Source organism: Amycolatopsis sp. NPDC052450, from assembly GCF_044547565.1.
Classification (GTDB): domain Bacteria; phylum Actinomycetota; class Actinomycetes; order Mycobacteriales; family Pseudonocardiaceae; genus Amycolatopsis.
The window spans coordinates 52,435-70,005 of record NZ_JBIUAQ010000043.1 but is presented as its reverse complement, the minus strand read 5'-3'; the positions used below and the strand labels follow the sequence as shown (position 1 = coordinate 70,005).

Sequence of the window (17,571 nt, the reverse complement as noted above, 5' to 3'; positions counted from 1 at the left end):
AACACACTCGCCGCACTCTTCCCCGACCGACTACCACTCCACTAGAATCAAAGAAGAAGTCATCCGTGGCTTACACGGAAATCATGACAGGGCCTGCACGTGACCAGGCCGGGGATGTGACTTGATAGGAGCCTGTGCCACCAGGACACCCGTCACTGTGTTGTCCACCCCTGGCCCGGTACGTGCCATCCGTTCAACCCGATCGAGACACGGAATGGCAGTGACCAGGATGACCGATCAGCAGCATGCCGTCGACACGGCCCGGGTGACCGGCGGGGTCGATACCCATAAGGACACCCACACTGCGGCCGCTCTCGATGGTCTCGGCCGGGTACTGGGCACCCGCACGTTTCCCGCCACCACCACCGGATACGCCGCGCTGCTGACCTGGCTGAGGACTCTCGGCACGGTCACCGAGGTGGGCGTCGAGGGCACCGGTTCCTACGGCGCCGGGCTGGCCCGCTACCTGGCCGCCGAGGACATCCAGGTGGTGGAGGTCAACCAGCCCGACCGGCATACCCGCCGCCGCACAGGAAAAACCGACACCCAGGACGCGATCAACGCCGCCCGCGCCGTCCAGTCCGGCCGCGCCACGACCGTCCCCAAAACCGGGACCGGACCCGCCGCCTCGATCACCGCGCTGCGCACGGTGCTCAACGGCGCGGTCAAATCCCGCACCGCGGCCCTCAACCAGCTCGACGCCCTCATCGTCACCGCACCCGCCACCCTGCGCGAATCCCTGACCGAGCTGACCGGCAAAACCCTGATCACCGCCTGCGCCCGGCTCCGCCCCAGCACCGACCTCACCGACCCGCTCACCGGCGTCAAAACCGCGCTACGCCGCCTCGCCCGCCGCATCCAGCACCTCACCGACGAGATCCACGACGCCAAAACAGAACTAGCCACCCTGACCCGCCAGATCCTGCCCGCCACCACCGCTGTCTTCGGCGTCGGACCCGACACCGCCGCCCAGCTCCTGACCACCGCCGGTGACAACCCCCACCGCATCAACACAGAAGCACGCTTCGCGCACCTCTGCGGCACCGCACCCATCCCCGCCAGCAGCGGCCGCACCACCCGCCACCGCCTCAACCGCGGCGGTGACCGCCACGCCAACGCAGCCCTCCACCGCATCGTGCTCGTCCGCATGCGCCACTGCCCCCGCACCCGCGCCTACGTCCAACGACGCACCACCGAAGGCATCCCCAAACGACACATCATCCGCTGCCTCAAACGCTACACAGCCCGCGAAATCCACCGAGCACTCATCACAGACCTCACCCACACCCCTAGACATCAATAGGAGCATCTTTCGCGACCCCAGGCGTCGCGAAAGTGGCTTTCGCGACGCACTTCATGCCCCCCGGGCCAGGCGCGAAACGGCCGGCTATCGATACGGATTAACGGCGCGAACTTCCGGCGCAGGACACTAGGCGCAAGGAAGGGGGCCTTCATGTACTAAGGAGCGCGACCAGACCAAGCACAGCACAACTGTGTGGATTCTGGTCATCCAACGCACCACACCCGCACAGTCCCGCTCACCTCCGCGTCACACGGTCCGCCGCGCGTAACCGTCCAGTTCGGACCGGCTGAACGAAAGCTCCCCCGCGTCCAAGGCTCCGCAATCCAGCCCGCGCAACAGGAAACTCGCCAGAGCCTGCGCCGTCGCCGGTTCGTCCAGGACCCCTCGCCCGGTCTGGTCCGCGTAGTCCCGCAACCGGCCCAGTGCCGCCGGGAACCCCTCGCGGAAGAAGGCGTACGTGGCGGCGAACCGGGTCGGCAGCTGGTGCGGGTGCAGGTCCCAGCCCTGATAGAAACCCCGCTCCAGCGAGCGCCGCACCAACCGCAGATGCTCGCGCCAGGCAGGGAGGATCGCGTCGCCGACGGGCAGCTTGTTCGTCGAGCCGTCCGAGAGCCGGACGCCCGTCCCCGCGGCCGAGACCTGCATGAGCTGCTTGGCGAAATCGGCGGCCGGATGTTCCATGCTCTGGTACTCGGCGCTGATCCCGAGCCCGGCGCTGTAGTCGTAGGTCCCGTAGTGCAGGCCCGAACAGCGGCCTCGCGCGGCGTCGATGATCCGCGGCACCGCCACCGTTCCATCGACGTCCACAATGGACTGTGCGGTCTCGATCTGAACCTCGAACCGCAGCGTGCCGTCGGGCAGGCCGTACGCGGATTCGAGGCGCTCCAAGATATCCGCCGCCACTTCGACCTGCTCGACAGCGGTCACCTTCGGCAGGGTGACGACGAAACCGTCCGGCAGCGGCCCGCTTTCCAGCAACCCGGCCAGGAAGAGATCGAGCGTGCGGATGCCGCGACGGCGGGTCGCGGCTTCGAAGCTCTTGAAGCGGATGCCGACGAACGGCGTCCCGCCCGTGACGGCGAGGGTCCGGCCCGCGGCGAGCGCGGTGGCGTCTTCCTCGTCGTCGCCCGGCCTGCCGAGGCCGTCCTCGAAGTCGATCCGCAGATCCTCGATCGGCTCGGTCAGCAGTTTGGTCCGGACCCGGTCGGCGATGTCCGCGTCCAGGTTCAGCTGATCGGCGTGCTCGCCGAAGACCCGCAGGGCCTGCTTGCCCCAATCCGCCACGAGCCGCGTCTTGTACTGCGACGCGGGCACGTACACGGTGTGCACGGGCTGGCGGCCGGGCGGCTCACCGGGGTATTTGGCCGCGACGCGCGCGTCGGCCTCGGCGAGGCGCGCGTCAGCGGCGGTGTAAACGTCCTCGGTGAGCCGCCCGTTCCCCATCTGTCTACTTGATCCGTTCGTAGGCGGGCAGGGTCAGGAAGTCCGGGAACTCGTCGGCGAGCGCGACCTGCTCGAACAGCTCGACGGCGGGCTCCAGCAGTTCCGGCTTGATCTCGGCGGCCAGTTCGCCGCGGACCTCGGCCAGCACGCCTCGCACCAGCTCCTCGGTGACCTTGTCGCCGGTGTCGAGCTGCGTGCCGTTGCGCACCCACTGCCACACCTGCGAACGCGAGATCTCCGCGGTGGCCGCGTCCTCCATCAGGTTGTGGATGGCCGCCGCGCCGTTTCCGCCCAGCCAGGAGGCGATGTAGCGGATGCCGACGTCGACGGCGGCGCGCAGACCGGCCGCGGTGGCGCCACCCGGCGTCGAAGCCGCGTCGAGCAGCTGTTCGGCGGTGACGGACACCTCGTCGCGGGTGCGGTCGAGCTGGTTGGGCTTGTCGCCGAGGACCTTGTCGAACTCTTCGCGGCAGATGTCCACCATGCCGGGGTGCGCGACCCAGGAACCGTCGAAGCCGTCGCCCGCCTCACGGCTCTTGTCGGCGCGGACCTTGTCGAGCGCGGCCGCGGTGACCTCGGGGTCCTTGCGGTTCGGGATGAACGCGGCCATGCCGCCGATCGCGAACGCGCCCCGCTTGTGGCAGGTGCGCACCAGCAGTTCGGTGTACGCGCGCATGAACGGCGCGGTCATGGTGACCGAGTTGCGGTCCGGCAGCACGAACTTCTCGCCCGCGTCGCGGAAGTACTTGATGACGCTGAACAGGTAGTCCCAGCGGCCGGCGTTGAGGCCGGAGGCGTGCTCGCGCAGTTCGTAGAGGATCTCCTCCATCTCGAACGCGGCCGGGATGGTCTCGATCAGCACGGTCGCGCGGACGGTGCCGTGGGAGATGCCGAGCGTCTTCTCCGCGTGGGTGAAGACGTCGTTCCAGAGCCGCGCTTCGAGGTGGCTCTCCATCTTCGGCAGGTAGAAGTACGGGCCCTTGCCGCGGTTGAGCAGCTCCTGCGCGTTGTGGAAGAAGTACAGGCCGAAGTCGACCAGCGCGCCGACGGCCTGGCGTCCGCCGAAGGACAGGCCACGCTCGTCGAGGTGCCAGCCGCGCGGGCGGACGACGATGGTCGCGTGCTCGACGTCATCCTTCAGCGAGTAGCTCTTGCCACCGCTTTCCAGCGTGATGGTCTCGCGGACGGCGTCGTACAGGTTGACCTGGCCGGAGACGACGTTCGCCCAGTGCGGCGTGTTGGCGTCCTCGAGGTCGGCGAGCCAGACCTTGGCGCCGGAGTTCAGCGCGTTGATGGTCATCTTGCGGTCGGTCGGACCGGTGATCTCGACGCGGCGGTCGCGCAGCGCGGGCGGGGCCTCGGCCACCTTCCAGTCGCCCTCGCGGATCTCCTTGGTCTCGGGCAGGAAGTCGAGTTTGCCGGTGGTCCTGGCCTGCTCGCGGCGCTTGCCCCTGGCCTGCAGCAGCTCGTCGCGGCGGGCGGCGAAGGCCTCGTGCAGGCCGGCGAGGAAGGCGAGCGCCTCCGGCGTGAGGATTTCGTCCCCGCGCTCGACCGGATCGCCGAGCACCTGAGCTTCAGACATGAGCAACACCCCGAGTTCGGATAAATAACGTCCCTACGGTTTTACATGACGGACTATAGTTTCTGCATAGCGGAACATCAACGCAGACGTAAGGAGTACCACGGTGGCAGCGGAGAAGAACGGGCGCGACGGCGGCGTCCAGTCCCTTCAGCGGGCCTTCGAGCTCCTCGAGCATCTCGCGGACACCGGCGGCGAGGCCAGCCTTTCGGAGCTGGCGACGCTGTCCGGGCTGCCGATGCCGACCATTCACCGGCTGATCAGGACGCTGGTGGTCCTGGGCTACGTCCGGCAGAACACCAACCGCCGGTACGCGCTGGGCGCCCGGCTCATCCGGCTGGGTGAAAACGCCAGCATGCAGTTCGGCTCGTGGGCCCGGCCGCTGCTCGCGGAGCTGGTCGACGAGGTCGGCGAGACCGCGAACCTCGCCGTCCTGGAGCGTGACGAGGTCGTCTACGTCGCGCAGGTGCCGTCGAAGCACTCGATGCGGATGTTCACCGAGGTCGGACGGCGTCTCCTGCCGCACGGCACCGGCGTCGGGAAGGCGATGCTCGCGCACCTGCCGTCCGACGACGTCACGGCGCTGCTCGCCAGGACGGGCATGCCTTCCTACACCGAGCACACCTTCACCGACCAGGACGCGCTCCTGCGCGAGCTGGCGAAAATCGCCCAGCAGGGTTACGCACTCGACGAAGCGGAGCAGGAACTGGGCGTCCGTTGCGTGGCCGTCGCGGTCCCGGGCGCGCCGGTGCCGGCCGCGGTTTCGGTGTCCGGGCCTTCGGGGCGGCTCACGATGGAGGCCGTCGAGCGCATCGCGCCGGTCGTCCAGCGGATCGCGAACTCGCTCGGCTCGACCCTTTCGCGGGACGGGGTCACCGTTTGAGCCTGGTCTCCAAGCCGTCGAGCATCCTGTCCAGCCCGTAGCGGAACTTCTCGTCGCGAAGCCGCTCCGGGTCGGCCTCCGCGTCGTTCCGCACGAGCATCTCCCGCTGGCGCGGGTGTTCCCGTGCCGCTTCCTCGACGGCGGGACGCAGTCGCCGCGCCCATTCTCGCTCGCTCTGGCCGCTCTTCGCGACGGTCGTGAGCCATGCCGCCTCGGTCGTGCCCATGCCGATGACGTACGAGATCACCGCGCTGATCGCCTGATCCGCCTCGTCGCCGGGGAATCCCGCGGCCACGAAGACGGCCAGCAGCCGCTCGTTGAGCCGCATGACGTTCGGCCCGAGGTACGACAGGCCGACCGAGCCGAGCAGTGAAGCGACCCACGGGTGCCGCAGGATCATCGCGCGGACGCTTTGCGCCCCGACGACGGCTGCTTCCCGCCACCGTGCCGGATCATCACCGTCCGGCACGGTGATCTCGCCGTAGACCTCGTCGACGACCAGCTCGATCAGCTCGTCACGGTTCGCCACGTGCCGGTAGAGCGAGGTCGCGCCCGCGTTCAGCGCGGTGCCGAGCCTGCGCATGCTCAGCGCGTCGACGCCTTCGACGTCCAGCAGCCGGACGGCCTCGGCCACGATCTGCGCCTGACTCAGCGCGGGTTGATCCCGCTTCCGGCGGGGCCGGGTCCATACCGACTGGATCGGCTGTTCATCCACTGACATGCCGCCACCCTAGCGCACGAAGTACCCCCTTGCGTACGCCGATTCGTTCTGCGTACAGTGTGCGCATCGACGGAACAACGTACGCAAACTCTTCTGGGGGTATCCCGATGAACGCATCGCCCGCACGCGATCCACGCCGCTGGTGGATCCTGATCGTGCTGTGCCTGAGCACGCTCGTGCTGGTCGTGGACAACATGGTGCTGACGGTCGCCGTGCCGCCGCTGGCCGAAGACCTCGGGGCGACCGCCCAGGACACGCAGTGGATCCTGGACTCCTACATCCTCGTGTTCGCCGGCCTGCTGCTCACCTCGGGAAGCCTCGGGGACCGGTTCGGGCGCCGGAAGGTGATGCTCATCGGGCTCATCCTGTTCGGGGTGGCCTCACTCGTCGCCGCGTTCGCCTCGAACCCGCTCGAACTGATCGTGTCGCGTGCGGTGATGGGCGTCGGCGGCGCGCTGATCATGCCGAGCACGTTGTCGATCCTGATCACCGTCTTCGACGACGAGGAGCGCCGCAAGGCGATGGCGGCGTGGAGCGCGGTCGCGATGCTCGGCATGATCGGCGGCCCGGTGCTGGGCGGCGTGCTGATCGCGTGGTTCTGGTGGGGCGCGGTGTTCCTGATCAACGTGCCGATCGTCGTCATCGCGGTGATCGCCGCGCTCACGCTGATGCCGGAGTCCAAGGGCCCGTGGCAGAAGCCGGACCCGCTCGGCGCGATCCTTTCCGCCGCCGGCATGACGGCGCTGGTGTGGACGATCATCGAACTGCCCAAGCACGGCATCACCGAGGCCGGAACCCTCGTCCCGCTGACGATCGCGGTGGTGAGCCTGATCGGCTTCGTGCTCTGGGAGCGGCACACGCCGTCGCCGATGGTCCCGCTCAAGCTGTTCCGCAAGCGCAACTTCAGCGGCGGCAGCCTGTCGCTCACGCTGGTGCAGATCGGCAACGGCGGGCTGCTGCTGCTCCTGACCCAGTACCTGCAGTTCGTGCTCGGCTACACCCCGACCCAGGCGGGTCTGGCCTTCATCCCGATGGCCGTCGCGTCGCTGCTCTGCAACACCCTCGGCGCCACGCTGGGCCAGAAGATCGGCAACCGCGCACTGGCCACCGTCGGGATGACCGTGATGGCCGCCGGATTCGGCATGCTCGCGACGCTGTCGGCGAACGAGGGGTTCCTGCTGCCGGCGGCCGCACTGTTCCTGCTCGGCGCGGGCGGTGGACTGGCGATGCCGGCGGCGATCGCGGCGCTGATGGGCGAGGTCCCGGAGGAGCAGGCCGGTGTCGGCTCCGCGCTCAACGACACCATCCAGCAACTGGGCGCCGCGCTCGGCATCGCGATCCTTGGCAGCATCGTGTCGAGCCTGTTCACCTCGCAGATGCCCGAATCCGCCCCCGCGCGGGCACGGCTTTCGATCAGTGACGCCTTCGCCACCGGTGATGGCGGGCTCATCACCGCGGCCCGTGAATCGTTCACCTCGGCGATGTCGACGACGTTCCTGGTGAGCGCCGTGGGCGTGCTGGCCGCGGCGGTGGTCGCGTTCCTGGTGATGCGGGACAAGAAGCCCGTCCCGGTCCCGGCCGACGCTCCGGTCTCCGTCTGACCGCGAAGGCCCCTCTTTCGGCTGAGCCGGGAAAGGGGCCTTCGCCGTAACCTCGAGGGGAGCCGAGCGAGGGGATTTCGGATGGTCGACGCGGTGATCACCTGGATCGGGCAGAAGTTCGCGGAGAAGGCCCTCGACCGAGCAGTGGCCTCAGGCGGCCGGAAGCGACAGCGGCACGATCTCAGCGTCCAAGGCGCCGAAGCGACCAGCGACCTCGACATCACCGTGAAGTACACCTTGCCGTACTGCCGGGGCGCGAAGGCACCGGTCGTCCTCACTTTGCGGAGGGTCGACCGGTTCACCGAGAGCCTGAGGCTGGACATGGTGCTCGGGGAAACCGCCCGTGTGCGGCTGAAACGAGGCCGCTACGAGATCACGGCGAAGATCCACGAACTGTCTCCCCGGCTCGGCCCGGAGCCGATCCTTCACGCCGTCGGGTCACAGTTGCTGTGGCTGGGCGGCAACGGCACCGCGAAAGCCTGTATTCGCCCGGCTCCGGTGCTCATCCGAGCGCCCAAGGAATCCGCACCCAAGCAGACCGGCTTCTGGCTCAAGGCATGCCCGATGTGCGGGGGCCCCGGAGCAGGCTACGCACTCTGCCCGGCCCACAGCCTCCACGTCTCCCGCTACATAGTGGAAGTGCTGGTCCCTCGCATGCGCGCGTCCTAGTTGCTGAGCAGGGCCTCGACGAACGCTCCCGGCTCGAACGGCGCCAGGTCGTCCGGCCCTTCGCCGAGACCGACCAGCTTGACCGGCACGCCGAGTTCGCGCTGCACCTGGAAGACGATGCCGCCCTTCGCCGTGCCGTCCAGCTTGGTGAGCACGATGCCGGTGACGTCGATGACCTCCGAGAACACGCGAGCCTGCATCAGCCCGTTCTGCCCGGTGGTGGCGTCGAGCACCAGCAGCACCTCGTCGACCTTCGCCTGCTTCTCGACGACCCGCTTGACCTTGCCGAGCTCGTCCATCAGGCCGGTCTTGGTGTGCAGACGGCCGGCGGTGTCGACCAGGACCGCGTCCACACCCGCTTCGATACCGCGTTTGACGGCGTCGAACGCGACCGCCGCCGGGTCCGCGCCTTCCTTGCCGCGGACGACCTCCGCGCCCACGCGCTCGGCCCACGTCTGCAACTGGTCCGCCGCGGCGGCGCGGAAGGTGTCGGCCGCGCCGAGCACCACGGTGCTCCCCTGCGCGACGAGCACGCGGGCGAGTTTGCCGGTGGTGGTGGTCTTGCCGGTGCCGTTGACGCCGGCGACCAGCACGACGGCGGGCTGCTTCACGCCGTCGACGGTGTGTGGCAGCGCGCGGACGGCCCGGACCGCGTCGGTCGACAGGGCGGCGGTCAGCACCTCCTGCAACACCGTGCGCGCTTCCTCGGAGGTCCGCACGGCGCGGCGCTTCAGCTCCTCACGGAGGCGCTCGACGATCTCGGTGGTCGTCCCGGCCCCCAGGTCCGCCATGAGCAGTGTGTCTTCGACGTCCTGCCAGGAGTCCTCGTCGAGGTCACCGGCGCCCAGCAGGCCGAGCAGGCTCTGCCCGAACATCGAACGGGACTTGCCGAGCCTGCCGCGCAGCCGCTCCAGCCGTCCGGCGGCCGGGGCGATCTCTTCGGCGGGCACGGGGGCGGGAGCGGGCGCCGGCTCTTCCTCGGCCGGTTCGGGAAGTTCGATGTCGCGCACCGTGCGCTGCGCGGAATCCCTCGGCACCGCCGCGTCGTCTCCGACGGCGGGCTGGCCGTCGGTCTCCGGGCGATCCTCGACCGGGTGGCCGGGTTCCTCGGCTTCTTCGGTCTTCTCGCCGCCGGGGGCGAGCGCGATCCCGCCTGTCGCGGTATAGCCGCCGCCCTTCGGCTTCTCGACGACATCGGCAGCCTTGGACTCGTCCAGGCTGATCCGGCGGCGGCGCGCGATGAACAGCCCGGCCACCAGAACGGCGACCAGGACCACGACGGCAAGGACAACGATCCAGAACCAGGGGGTACTCGACACGGCGCCATCCTCGCATCCGCATACCGTCGCGTTCAGACACCCCACGGGAAGCGAGCCGATCTTGTCAAGCACCCACTGGATAGGACTCATTTCGGACAAGAAGAAACGGTGTCGCTTGCGCGGCCTCCGGATCGAGGGCTAGACCACTCCGAATGACGGTTTTCTCCGGCTCTGGGGTCCGGGTGATCGGGCTCATCTCCGGCACGTCGATCGACGGGATCGACGTGGCGGCCGCCGAACTGCGCGCCGACGGGGACACTGTGGTGCTCTCCCCGCTCGGCAGGCTCGAAGTCCCGTATCCCGAAACGCTCCGCGACGCCTTGCTCGACGCACTGCCGCCGAATCCCTGCAGCGCCGAACAGCTCACGAAACTCGACACCCTGGTGGGCCAGGCCTTCGGTGAGGCGGCCGCCCGCGGCGTCGAGGAACTGGCAGGCGGCACCGCGGACGTCGTCGCCTCGCTGGGCCAGACGGTGTTCCACTGGGTCGAGGACGGCGCCGCCCGCGGCACGCTTCAACTGGGGAATCCGGCGTGGATCGCCGAACGCACCGGACTGCCGGTGGTGGCCGACCTGCGCGTCCGCGACGTCGCCGCCGGCGGGCACGGCGCGCCGCTCGCCAGCACACTGGACGCGCTGTGGTTACGGGACATGGCCGCCTCGGGCGCGGTCGCGGCGCTGAACATCGGCGGGATCGCGAACATCACCGTGGTACCGGCAAACGGCACTGACGGTGCCGTGCTGGCCTACGACACCGGTCCCGGCAACGCGCTGATGGACATCGCCGCGCACCGCGTCACCGGACTGCGTGCGGATATCGACGGAGCGCTCGCCCTGCGCGGGAACGTCCGGCCCGACCTGCTGGCGAAACTCCTGCTCGACCCGTACTACGCGGCCGCTCCGCCGAAGTCCACCGGCAAGGAACTGTTCCACGGCGCGTATCTCGACACGGCGCTCGACGGGCTTCCGCCGGTCGACGCGGAAGACCTCCTGGCGACGCTGACCGAACTGACCGCGGTGACGATCGCCGCGGAATGCCGTCGCCACTCCATCGCCACGGTGATCGTCTCCGGCGGCGGCGCCGACAACCCGGCGCTGATGGCCTCGCTCGCCAGGAACCTGCCGGGCGCGGCGCTGAAGACCAGCGACGACCACGGGCTGCCACGCGCGGGCAAAGAGGCATACCTGACCATTCTGCTGGGCTGGCTGACCTGGTCCGGTGTGCCGGGGAACCTCCCGTCGGCGACCGGTGCCCGCGGCGACCGGCTGCTCGGCAGCATCACCCCGGGCGCGGGGCCCCTGCGACTCCCCGCGCCGCACAGCTCAACCGTGACCCGGCTACGGGTGGCGGCGACGACCGGCGAGCGATAGGAGATACGGATGCGCGCACTTGACCTCGCGATCATCGGGCTTTTTCTGGTCGGCATGCCCCTGCTGGGCGTCTGGATCGGCGGCAAGCAGAAATCCGGCTCCGACTACTTCGTCGGCGAAGGCAAGATCTCCTGGTGGGTGGCCTGCCTCTCGGTGGTCTCCGCGGAGACGTCCACCCTCACCGTGCTCTCCGTGCCGACGGTGGCCTACATCGCCACCCCCGGCGACGGCGGGATGACCTACCTGGCACTGGCGATCGGGTACATCGCCGGCCGGATCGTGGTGTCGATGGTGCTGTTGCCGCGCTACGTGGCGGGCAACCTGGTCACCGCCTACGCCTTCCTCGGCAAACGCTTCGGCGGCGGGTTGCAGGGCACCGCGTCGGTGACGTTCCTGCTCACCCGCACGCTGGCCGACGGCATCCGGCTGTTCGCCACCGCGATCCCGATCAAGGTGGTGATGGCGGCCTACGGCCTGAACGTCTCGTACTGGACCATCGTGATCGGCCTCGGCATCGCGATGGTGCTCTACAGCTTCTTCGGTGGGGTCCGCGCGGTCGTCTGGGTCGACGCGATCCAGATGCTCTGGTACGTCCTCGGCGCGGTCGTGGTGATCTGGGCGATCTCCAGCAGGCTGCCGGACGGCTGGTTCGACAAAGCCGTCGACGCCAACAAGTTCCAGATCTTCGACTTCTCCTCGAACATGCTCACCGGGCAGTACGCGTTCTTCACCGCGTTGATCGGTGGCGCCGTGCTCTCGATGGCCTCGCACGGTTCGGACCAGCTGATCGTGCAGCGCCTCCAGTCCACCAACGACTTGCGTGCGGCGCGGAAGGCCCTGGTCGCCAGCGGTTTCGTGGTGTTCATCCAGTTCGCGCTGTTCCTGTTCATCGGCGTGCTGCTGTGGGCGCTCTACAACGGCCTGGCCCCGACGAAGCCGAAGCCGGAAGGCCTCGGGCTCGCCAACAAGGACGAGCTGTTCGCGAACTTCATCGTGAACGACCTGCCGAGCGGCCTGTCCGGTTTCGTGATCGCCGGAATCCTCGCCGCCGCACTGAGTTCTTCGCTCGGCGCACTGGCGTCCTCGACGGTGACCGACGTCTACGAACGGGTGATCGGCAGGCAGCTGCCGGAAGCCGACCGGCTGAAGCACGGCCGGATCTGGACGATCGTCTGGGCGGGCGCGCTGATCCTGTGCGCGGGCTTCTTCGCCTCCTCCAACAAGACCTCGGCCGACCCGATCGTCGTGCAGGCGCTCGGCATCACCGGCTACACCTACGGCGCGCTGCTCGGCGCGTTCCTGCTGGGCCTGCTGTTCAAGCGGGCGAGGCAGGCGGACGCGATCGTGGCGTTCGTGTCGACGGTGATCGTGATGGCGTTCCTCATCCTCGGCGTCAAGTTCAACAAACCGGACGGCAGCCTGATCGGCGTCGACTTCAGCAAGTCTTCGGGGAACACGGTGGCGCTGGCGTGGCCCTGGTACACGCTGTGCGGTGTGGTGATCACACTCGTGGTGGGCGGGTTGCTGTCGCTGCGGCACGGAAGCGTCGACCCGCTGGCGGAGCCGGACGTGAAGGAGTCGACGCCGGTTTAGCCCCTCCGAGGCGACATGAAAGGCCCCTTCATTGCAAATTTTGCAATGAAGGGGCCTTTCATTGCACGCGCTAAGCGGAAACCGGCTCGTCTTCGGCGGTACGCAGCCGCTGCGAGATCACCTTCGTGATGCCGTCGCCCTGCATCGAAACGCCGTACAGGGCGTCGGCGATCTCCATGGTCGGCTTCTGGTGGGTGATGATGATCAGCTGCGAAGAGTCCCGCAGCTGCTCCAGCAGCCCGATCAGCCGTCGCATGTTGGTATCGTCGAGCGCGGCCTCGACCTCGTCCATGACGTAGAAGGGCGAAGGGCGGGCGCGGAAGATCGCCACGAGCATGCCGACGGCGACGAGCGACTTCTCGCCACCGGAGAGCAGCGAGAGCCGCTTGACCTTCTTGCCCGGCGGCCGCGCTTCGACGTCGACGCCGGTGGACAGCAGGTCGTTGGGCTGCGTGAGCACCATGCGCCCCTCGCCGCCCGGGAACAGCACGCTGAACACGGTCTCGAATTCGCGCGCGACGTCCTCGTACGCCGACGCGAAGACCTCGAGGATCTTCTCGTCGACCTGCTTGATGACGGCTTCGAGGTCCTTGCGGGTGTCCTTGAGGTCTTCGAGCTGGGTCGAGAGGAACTTGTACCGCTCCTCCAGGGCCGCGAACTCCTCCAGCGCCAGCGGGTTGACCTTGCCCAGCAGGCTCAGGTCCTTCTCCGCGCGCTTCGCCCGGCGTGCCTGGGTGTCGCGGTCGAATGGCATGGGCGGCGGCGGAGTGACGTCCTCGCCGCGTTCCTTGGCGGCTTCGTACTCGGCCATCTCGCCCGCGCTCGGCGGCACGGGAACGTCCGGGCCGTACTCGGTGACGAGGTCCTCGAGGCCGATGCCGAAGTCTTCGGCGATCTTGGTTTCGAGCTGTTCCAGCCGCAGCCGCTGCTCGGCGCGCAGCACCTCGTCGCGGTGAACGGCGTCGGTGAGCTTCTCCAGTTCGCCGGTCAGTTCGCGGACCTTGCTGCGGACCTGGGTCAGCGCGGTCTCCCGCGACTGCCGCTGCGCCTGGGCTTCGTCCCGTTCGTGGGCGGCGCGCTGCACGGAGACCTCGATACGCTCCAACGCGATCTCGCCGCCGTTGACCACCGCGTTGGCGATCTCGGCGCCGCGTTTCCTTGCGGCCCTGGACTTTTCGGCACGTTCACGCGCCTGACGCTCGGCATGCGCGGCCCGGCGGAGCGATTCGGCTTTGCCCTGGATGCTCCGCGCGCGCTCCTCGGCGGTGCGCAGCGCGAGCCGGGACTCCATCTCCTCCTGGCGGACCGTGCCGAGGTCTTCGGCGGCCTGGTCACGCTCGGCGGTGTCCGGATCCTCGTCGACTTCCTGTTCGGCGACGGCGGCCAGCCGCTCTTCGAGTTCGGCGAGCTGCCGCAGCGCCTCTTCGCGGCTCTGCTCGACCTTGGCGCGCTGATTGCTCAGCCGATCCATCTCGGCCTGCGCGGCACGTGCGGCCTGCTCCATCCGGTTCAAGCGCTCGGACGAGCGGGCCTTGCGGACCTTCGCGTCCCCGAGCGCTTCCTTCGCCCTGCCGACCTCTTCGCGCCGGGCGGCCTGTCCGGCGCGGGCGCCTTCGAGTTCCGCGGCGGTGCGTTCCAGCGCGCGCTCGGCGGCGTTCAGCCGATCACCGGCCTCGTCGACCGCGGCCTGCACCTCGATGACGCTCTCGCTGCGCGCCGAACCGCCGACCGCCCAGCGGGCCCCGAAGACGTCGCCCTCCGGCGTGACCGTGCTGACCTCGGGGTGGACCTCGACGAGACGGCGCGCGGATTCCAGACTGTCCACAATGGCCACCCGGTCGAGCGCGTGCTCGACCGCCGAGCGCAACGCGGGCGGCGCCGTGACGACTTCGCGCGCCCAGCGCGCGCCCTCGGGCAGCGACGGCCACGAACTGGTGTCCACAGTGGACTCCAGTCCGCCGAGCAGGATACCCGCGCGGCCGGAGTCGTTGTCCTTCAAGAACTTCAGCGCGGCGAGCGCGTCTTCGCCGCCGTTGACCGCGACCGCGTCGGCGACCGGGCCGAGCGCCGCGGCCAACGCGACCTCGTGGCCCGCTTCGACGGTGAGCAGCGCGGCGACCGAACCGAGCAGGCCCGGCAGTTCGTGCTGCGCGCCGAGCAGCGCGCCGGCGCCGTCTTTGCGCCGCAAGCCCATCGAGAGCGCCTCGACGCGGGCCTTCTCCGACGCGATCTCGCGTTCGGCGGCCCGCTCGGCCTTGACCAGCTCCTCGACCCGCGCCTTCGCGGCGTTGTTGGCCTCCACCGCGCGGTCGTGGTGGGCCTGGAGGTCGGAGTCGTCGGATTCCTCGACGCCGCCCGCGGCCTTGGCCTCTTCGAGTTCCTCGACGGCGATCTCCGCCCGCTCGGCGGCCTCTTCGAGTGACACGGTGAGCCGGTCGATCTCGTCGGAGGTGGCGCCGTTCTTGCTGCGCAACGCCTCGACCTGACCGGAGAGCTTCGCGAGCCCTTCCCGGCGATCGGCGATCGCCCGGACCGCGGCCATATGCGCCCGCTCGGCCGCCTGCACGAGATGTTCGAGCTGCTCACGCCGCTGGACGGTCTCCGAAAGCAGCAGGCGGGCCTCGGCGACGGCCTCGTTGAGCTCCTGCTCCCGCTCGGCGACCTGCTCCGCCTCGGCGAGCAGCTCGTCGGGGTCACGGCCGGTGCTCGCCTGCTGCACGTCGGACGACAGATGCCGCTGACGCTCCAGCGCGAGCCGCACGGTGCCGCGCAACCGCTCCGTCAAGGCCGAGAGCTTGTACCAAGTCTCCTGCGCGGCGGCCAGCTTCGGCGCGTCCTCGGCGAGCGACGCTTCGAGCTCGGCCTCCTCGGCGGCGACGATCTCCAGCGCCTGCTCGACCTCGCCGCGCCGCTGGCGGGCGACGCGCTCGTCGGCCTCTTCCTTGGCGATGCCTTCGCGCTGGGTGACCAGGTCGTGGGCGAACAACCGCAGCCGCGCGTCACGCAGTTCGGACTGCACCCACTGCGCCTTGCGGGCGATCTCGGCCTGTTTGCCCAGCGGTTTGAGCTGGCGGCGGAGCTCGGTGGTGAGGTCGCCGAGGCGGTCGAGGTTGCCCTGCATGTTCGCGAGCTTGCGCAGGGTCTGTTCCTTGCGCTTGCGGTGCTTGAGGACGCCGGCGGCCTCTTCGATGAAGGCGCGGCGCTCCTCGGGCTTGGATTCGAGGATCGCCGAAAGCTGCCCCTGCCCGACGATGACGTGCATCTCGCGGCCGATACCGGAGTCCGACAGCAGTTCCTGCACGTCCATCAGGCGGCAGCGGTCGCCGTTGATCTCGTATTCGCTCGCGCCGTCACGGAACATCCGGCGGGTGATCGACACCTCGGAGTATTCGATGGGCAGCGCGCCGTCGGCGTTGTCGATGGTCAGGGTCACCTCGGCGCGCCCGAGCGGGGCACGGCCGGCGGTCCCGGCGAAGATGACGTCCTCCATCTTGCCGCCGCGCAGATCCTTCGCGCCCTGGGTGCCCATGACCCAGCGGAGCGCGTCGAGGACGTTCGACTTACCGGAGCCGTTCGGTCCGACCACACAGGTGATGCCCGGCTCGAAACGCAACGTCGTCGCCGAGGCGAAGGACTTGAAGCCCTTGAGCGTCAGGCTCTTCAGGTGCACGTCGTGCTGACCCCTCTGGCTGCGGGAACCGGTCTTTCAATCGACCCAGGCTACCTGTGTGCTCACGGTGATCGTGGGACGCGGGGCTTCAGCGCTCCACGAACCCGCTGAGCCCGCCTTTCGCGGGCGACCACCGCTCGACGACGTGATCCACACTTCCGGGTGATTCCCCGGACCGCAAAGCCGTCAAAAGCCGCTCACAGTGTTCACGAACACCCTCCGCTATCACCTCGACACGCCCGTCGGCCAGATTGGCCGCGCTGCCTGCCAACCCCAGCTCAAGCGCCCGGCTGCGGGTCCACCAGCGGAAACCGACACCCTGCACGCGACCGTGCACCCACGCGGTCAGCCTGATGTGCGTTACTTCTTCACTCACGTTCCCCATCGTGCACCATGCGGATGAACGCGGAGGGTGAACACGACGTTCGCTGTGGTTCGCAAACGGTTGAGCAGCGGTGATAATCTCCGCGCCGGGTCCCCACTTGGGCTACCTCGCCCGGGTAGCCGGAGCCGGCTTGGCATACTTGTCTGCCGTCTCGAACTCCCCGAAGTCCCCCATCCGAGGAGCCAGCACATGCCCCGTCCCGACGGGTCTGATTCGAGCGCACGCGTGTCCGTGGCACCCCCACGCGGCGCCACCGGCAAGCTCAACCGCGCCGGCTACGCCGTACTCGGCGTCAGCGGCCTCGTGGTGGCGACGGCCTTCGCGGCGATCGCCGAACTCGCGGGTCCCGGCGTCTCCGCCACCGCGGGCGGCACCGGCGTCCCCGGCGGCGGACAGGGCATCGCCCCCGCCGGCGTGCAGGTGGTCCCGGGCAACGCCGTCCCCGGCGGCCCGATGACCGTCAGCGGCTCGCCGATCCCCGGCGCGCCCTCCAGCTCGACGGCGCCGCCGACCACGGTGACCTCGGTCGGGGCGGACGGCAAGGAGACGACGAGCGTCGTCACGCCGCCCCCGCCGGTCGTGCCGCCGAACCCGGGTGGCGGTGAGCCCACGCGTACGGTCCTGCCGCCGTCGTCGCCCACGAAGCCCACGCCGCCGACCACGACCCCGCCGACGAAGACGACCCCTCCGACCACGACGCCCCCGCCGGAGACCACGCCCACCACCACGGGTGGCGGCTCCAGCTCCAGCGGCGCCCCCAGCGAGTCGACCCCGGGCCGGTCCAGCACTTCCGGCGTCACCGACACCTCCACGAGCAGCGCTCAGTAAGCCTTGGGTCCGTGAAGGCCTCCTTGCCTACCTTGAGGGTAGGGAAGGAGGCCTTCACTACTTTGCGGCGTGTGCTGGGCGGCAGGCTCTCGGTAAGGGAGTTGCGGAATCCACATTAGCAACCATAAAACATTCGAAAGTGGCTTTGGCCACCCGGAAACCCCCCAGGCTCACCGCCACCACCCGCCCCCCCACCGGCGGCCCACA

General features: G+C 69.1%; 13 protein-coding genes. 6 read left to right on the top strand and 7 right to left on the bottom strand.

Going from position 1 to position 17,571, the window contains the following annotated elements:
- Nucleotides 1-214 precede the first annotated feature (214 nt).
- Entirely contained in the window at nt 215-1,303 is a 1,089-nt protein-coding gene (locus ACIHAO_RS39540) for an IS110 family transposase (RefSeq protein WP_396566878.1), read from the top strand.
- A gap of 246 nt (nt 1,304-1,549) precedes the next feature.
- Here ACIHAO_RS39540 and ACIHAO_RS39535 read toward each other — a convergent pair whose 3' ends face one another.
- Nucleotides 1,550-2,746 carry a DUF6986 family protein gene (locus ACIHAO_RS39535; RefSeq protein ID WP_396566876.1) on the bottom strand — a complete coding sequence of 399 codons (1,197 nt, stop codon included), beginning with the start codon at nt 2,744-2,746 and terminating at the stop codon, nt 1,550-1,552.
- 4 nt (nt 2,747-2,750) lie between these two features.
- The gene (aceB, locus tag ACIHAO_RS39530) at nt 2,751-4,328 is read right to left on the bottom strand and encodes a malate synthase A (protein ID WP_396566874.1); all 1,578 of its coding nucleotides are present in this window, start codon (nt 4,326-4,328) and stop codon (nt 2,751-2,753) included.
- A 103-nt stretch (nt 4,329-4,431) separates the two neighbouring features.
- On the opposite strand from aceB, the gene ACIHAO_RS39525 reads away from it, so the two are divergent.
- Complete coding sequence (locus ACIHAO_RS39525) at nt 4,432-5,208, top strand: IclR family transcriptional regulator (RefSeq protein ID WP_396566872.1); 777 nt, start codon at nt 4,432-4,434, stop codon at nt 5,206-5,208.
- Here the strand turns inward: ACIHAO_RS39525 and ACIHAO_RS39520 are convergent.
- A complete protein-coding gene (locus ACIHAO_RS39520) occupies nt 5,198-5,929 on the bottom strand; it encodes a TetR/AcrR family transcriptional regulator (RefSeq protein ID WP_396566870.1) in 732 nt (243 codons plus the stop codon). The two genes, ACIHAO_RS39525 and ACIHAO_RS39520, sit on opposite strands and share 11 nt — an antisense overlap.
- 107 nt (nt 5,930-6,036) lie before the next feature.
- On the opposite strand from ACIHAO_RS39520, the gene ACIHAO_RS39515 reads away from it, so the two are divergent.
- Both ACIHAO_RS39515 and ACIHAO_RS39510 read left to right on the top strand, forming a co-directional pair.
- The gene (locus ACIHAO_RS39515) at nt 6,037-7,530 is read left to right on the top strand and encodes an MFS transporter (RefSeq protein WP_396566868.1); all 1,494 of its coding nucleotides are present in this window, start codon (nt 6,037-6,039) and stop codon (nt 7,528-7,530) included.
- 81 nt (nt 7,531-7,611) lie between these two features.
- Nucleotides 7,612-8,199, top strand: coding sequence for a hypothetical protein (locus tag ACIHAO_RS39510; RefSeq protein WP_396566866.1), 588 nt, complete (start codon nt 7,612-7,614; stop codon nt 8,197-8,199).
- Here ACIHAO_RS39510 and ftsY read toward each other — a convergent pair.
- Nucleotides 8,196-9,518, bottom strand: a complete 1,323-nt coding sequence (gene ftsY / locus ACIHAO_RS39505; protein ID WP_396566864.1) for a signal recognition particle-docking protein FtsY — start codon at nt 9,516-9,518, stop codon at nt 8,196-8,198. The two genes, ACIHAO_RS39510 and ftsY, sit on opposite strands and share 4 nt — an antisense overlap.
- 152 nt (nt 9,519-9,670) lie before the next feature.
- Here ftsY and ACIHAO_RS39500 point away from each other — a divergent pair, with 152 nt between their 5' ends.
- Nucleotides 9,671-10,888: an anhydro-N-acetylmuramic acid kinase gene (locus ACIHAO_RS39500; protein ID WP_396566862.1), complete on the top strand. Its 1,218-nt coding sequence runs from the start codon at nt 9,671-9,673 to the stop codon at nt 10,886-10,888.
- A gap of 9 nt (nt 10,889-10,897) precedes the next feature.
- Entirely contained in the window at nt 10,898-12,481 is a 1,584-nt protein-coding gene (locus ACIHAO_RS39495) for a sodium:solute symporter (RefSeq protein WP_396566860.1), read from the top strand.
- Nucleotides 12,482-12,551: 70 nt separating this feature from the next.
- On the opposite strand, the gene smc is transcribed toward ACIHAO_RS39495, so the two are convergent.
- From smc to ACIHAO_RS39480, 3 genes are all read right to left on the bottom strand, one after another.
- Complete coding sequence (gene smc, locus ACIHAO_RS39490) at nt 12,552-16,151, bottom strand: chromosome segregation protein SMC (RefSeq protein WP_396566858.1); 3,600 nt, start codon at nt 16,149-16,151, stop codon at nt 12,552-12,554.
- Between the two features lie 88 nt (nt 16,152-16,239).
- Nucleotides 16,240-16,536: an acylphosphatase gene (locus ACIHAO_RS39485; RefSeq protein ID WP_396566856.1), complete on the bottom strand. Its 297-nt coding sequence runs from the start codon at nt 16,534-16,536 to the stop codon at nt 16,240-16,242.
- A gap of 275 nt (nt 16,537-16,811) precedes the next feature.
- Complete coding sequence (locus tag ACIHAO_RS39480; RefSeq protein ID WP_396566854.1) at nt 16,812-17,336, bottom strand: hypothetical protein; 525 nt, start codon at nt 17,334-17,336, stop codon at nt 16,812-16,814.
- Between the last annotated feature and the right edge of the window lie 235 nt (nt 17,337-17,571).

Coding starts and splice junctions, on each gene's coding strand:
- ACIHAO_RS39540 (WP_396566878.1), top strand. CDS start 215: ATGGCAGTGACCAGGATGACCGATCAGCAGCATGCCGTCGACACGGCC.
- ACIHAO_RS39535 (WP_396566876.1), bottom strand. CDS start 2,746: ATGGGGAACGGGCGGCTCACCGAGGACGTTTACACCGCCGCTGACGCG.
- aceB (WP_396566874.1), bottom strand. CDS start 4,328: ATGTCTGAAGCTCAGGTGCTCGGCGATCCGGTCGAGCGCGGGGACGAA.
- ACIHAO_RS39520 (WP_396566870.1), bottom strand. CDS start 5,929: ATGTCAGTGGATGAACAGCCGATCCAGTCGGTATGGACCCGGCCCCGC.
- ACIHAO_RS39515 (WP_396566868.1), top strand. CDS start 6,037: ATGAACGCATCGCCCGCACGCGATCCACGCCGCTGGTGGATCCTGATC.
- ACIHAO_RS39510 (WP_396566866.1), top strand. CDS start 7,612: ATGGTCGACGCGGTGATCACCTGGATCGGGCAGAAGTTCGCGGAGAAG.
- ACIHAO_RS39500 (WP_396566862.1), top strand. CDS start 9,671: ATGACGGTTTTCTCCGGCTCTGGGGTCCGGGTGATCGGGCTCATCTCC.
- ACIHAO_RS39495 (WP_396566860.1), top strand. CDS start 10,898: ATGCGCGCACTTGACCTCGCGATCATCGGGCTTTTTCTGGTCGGCATG.
- ACIHAO_RS39485 (WP_396566856.1), bottom strand. CDS start 16,536: ATGGGGAACGTGAGTGAAGAAGTAACGCACATCAGGCTGACCGCGTGG.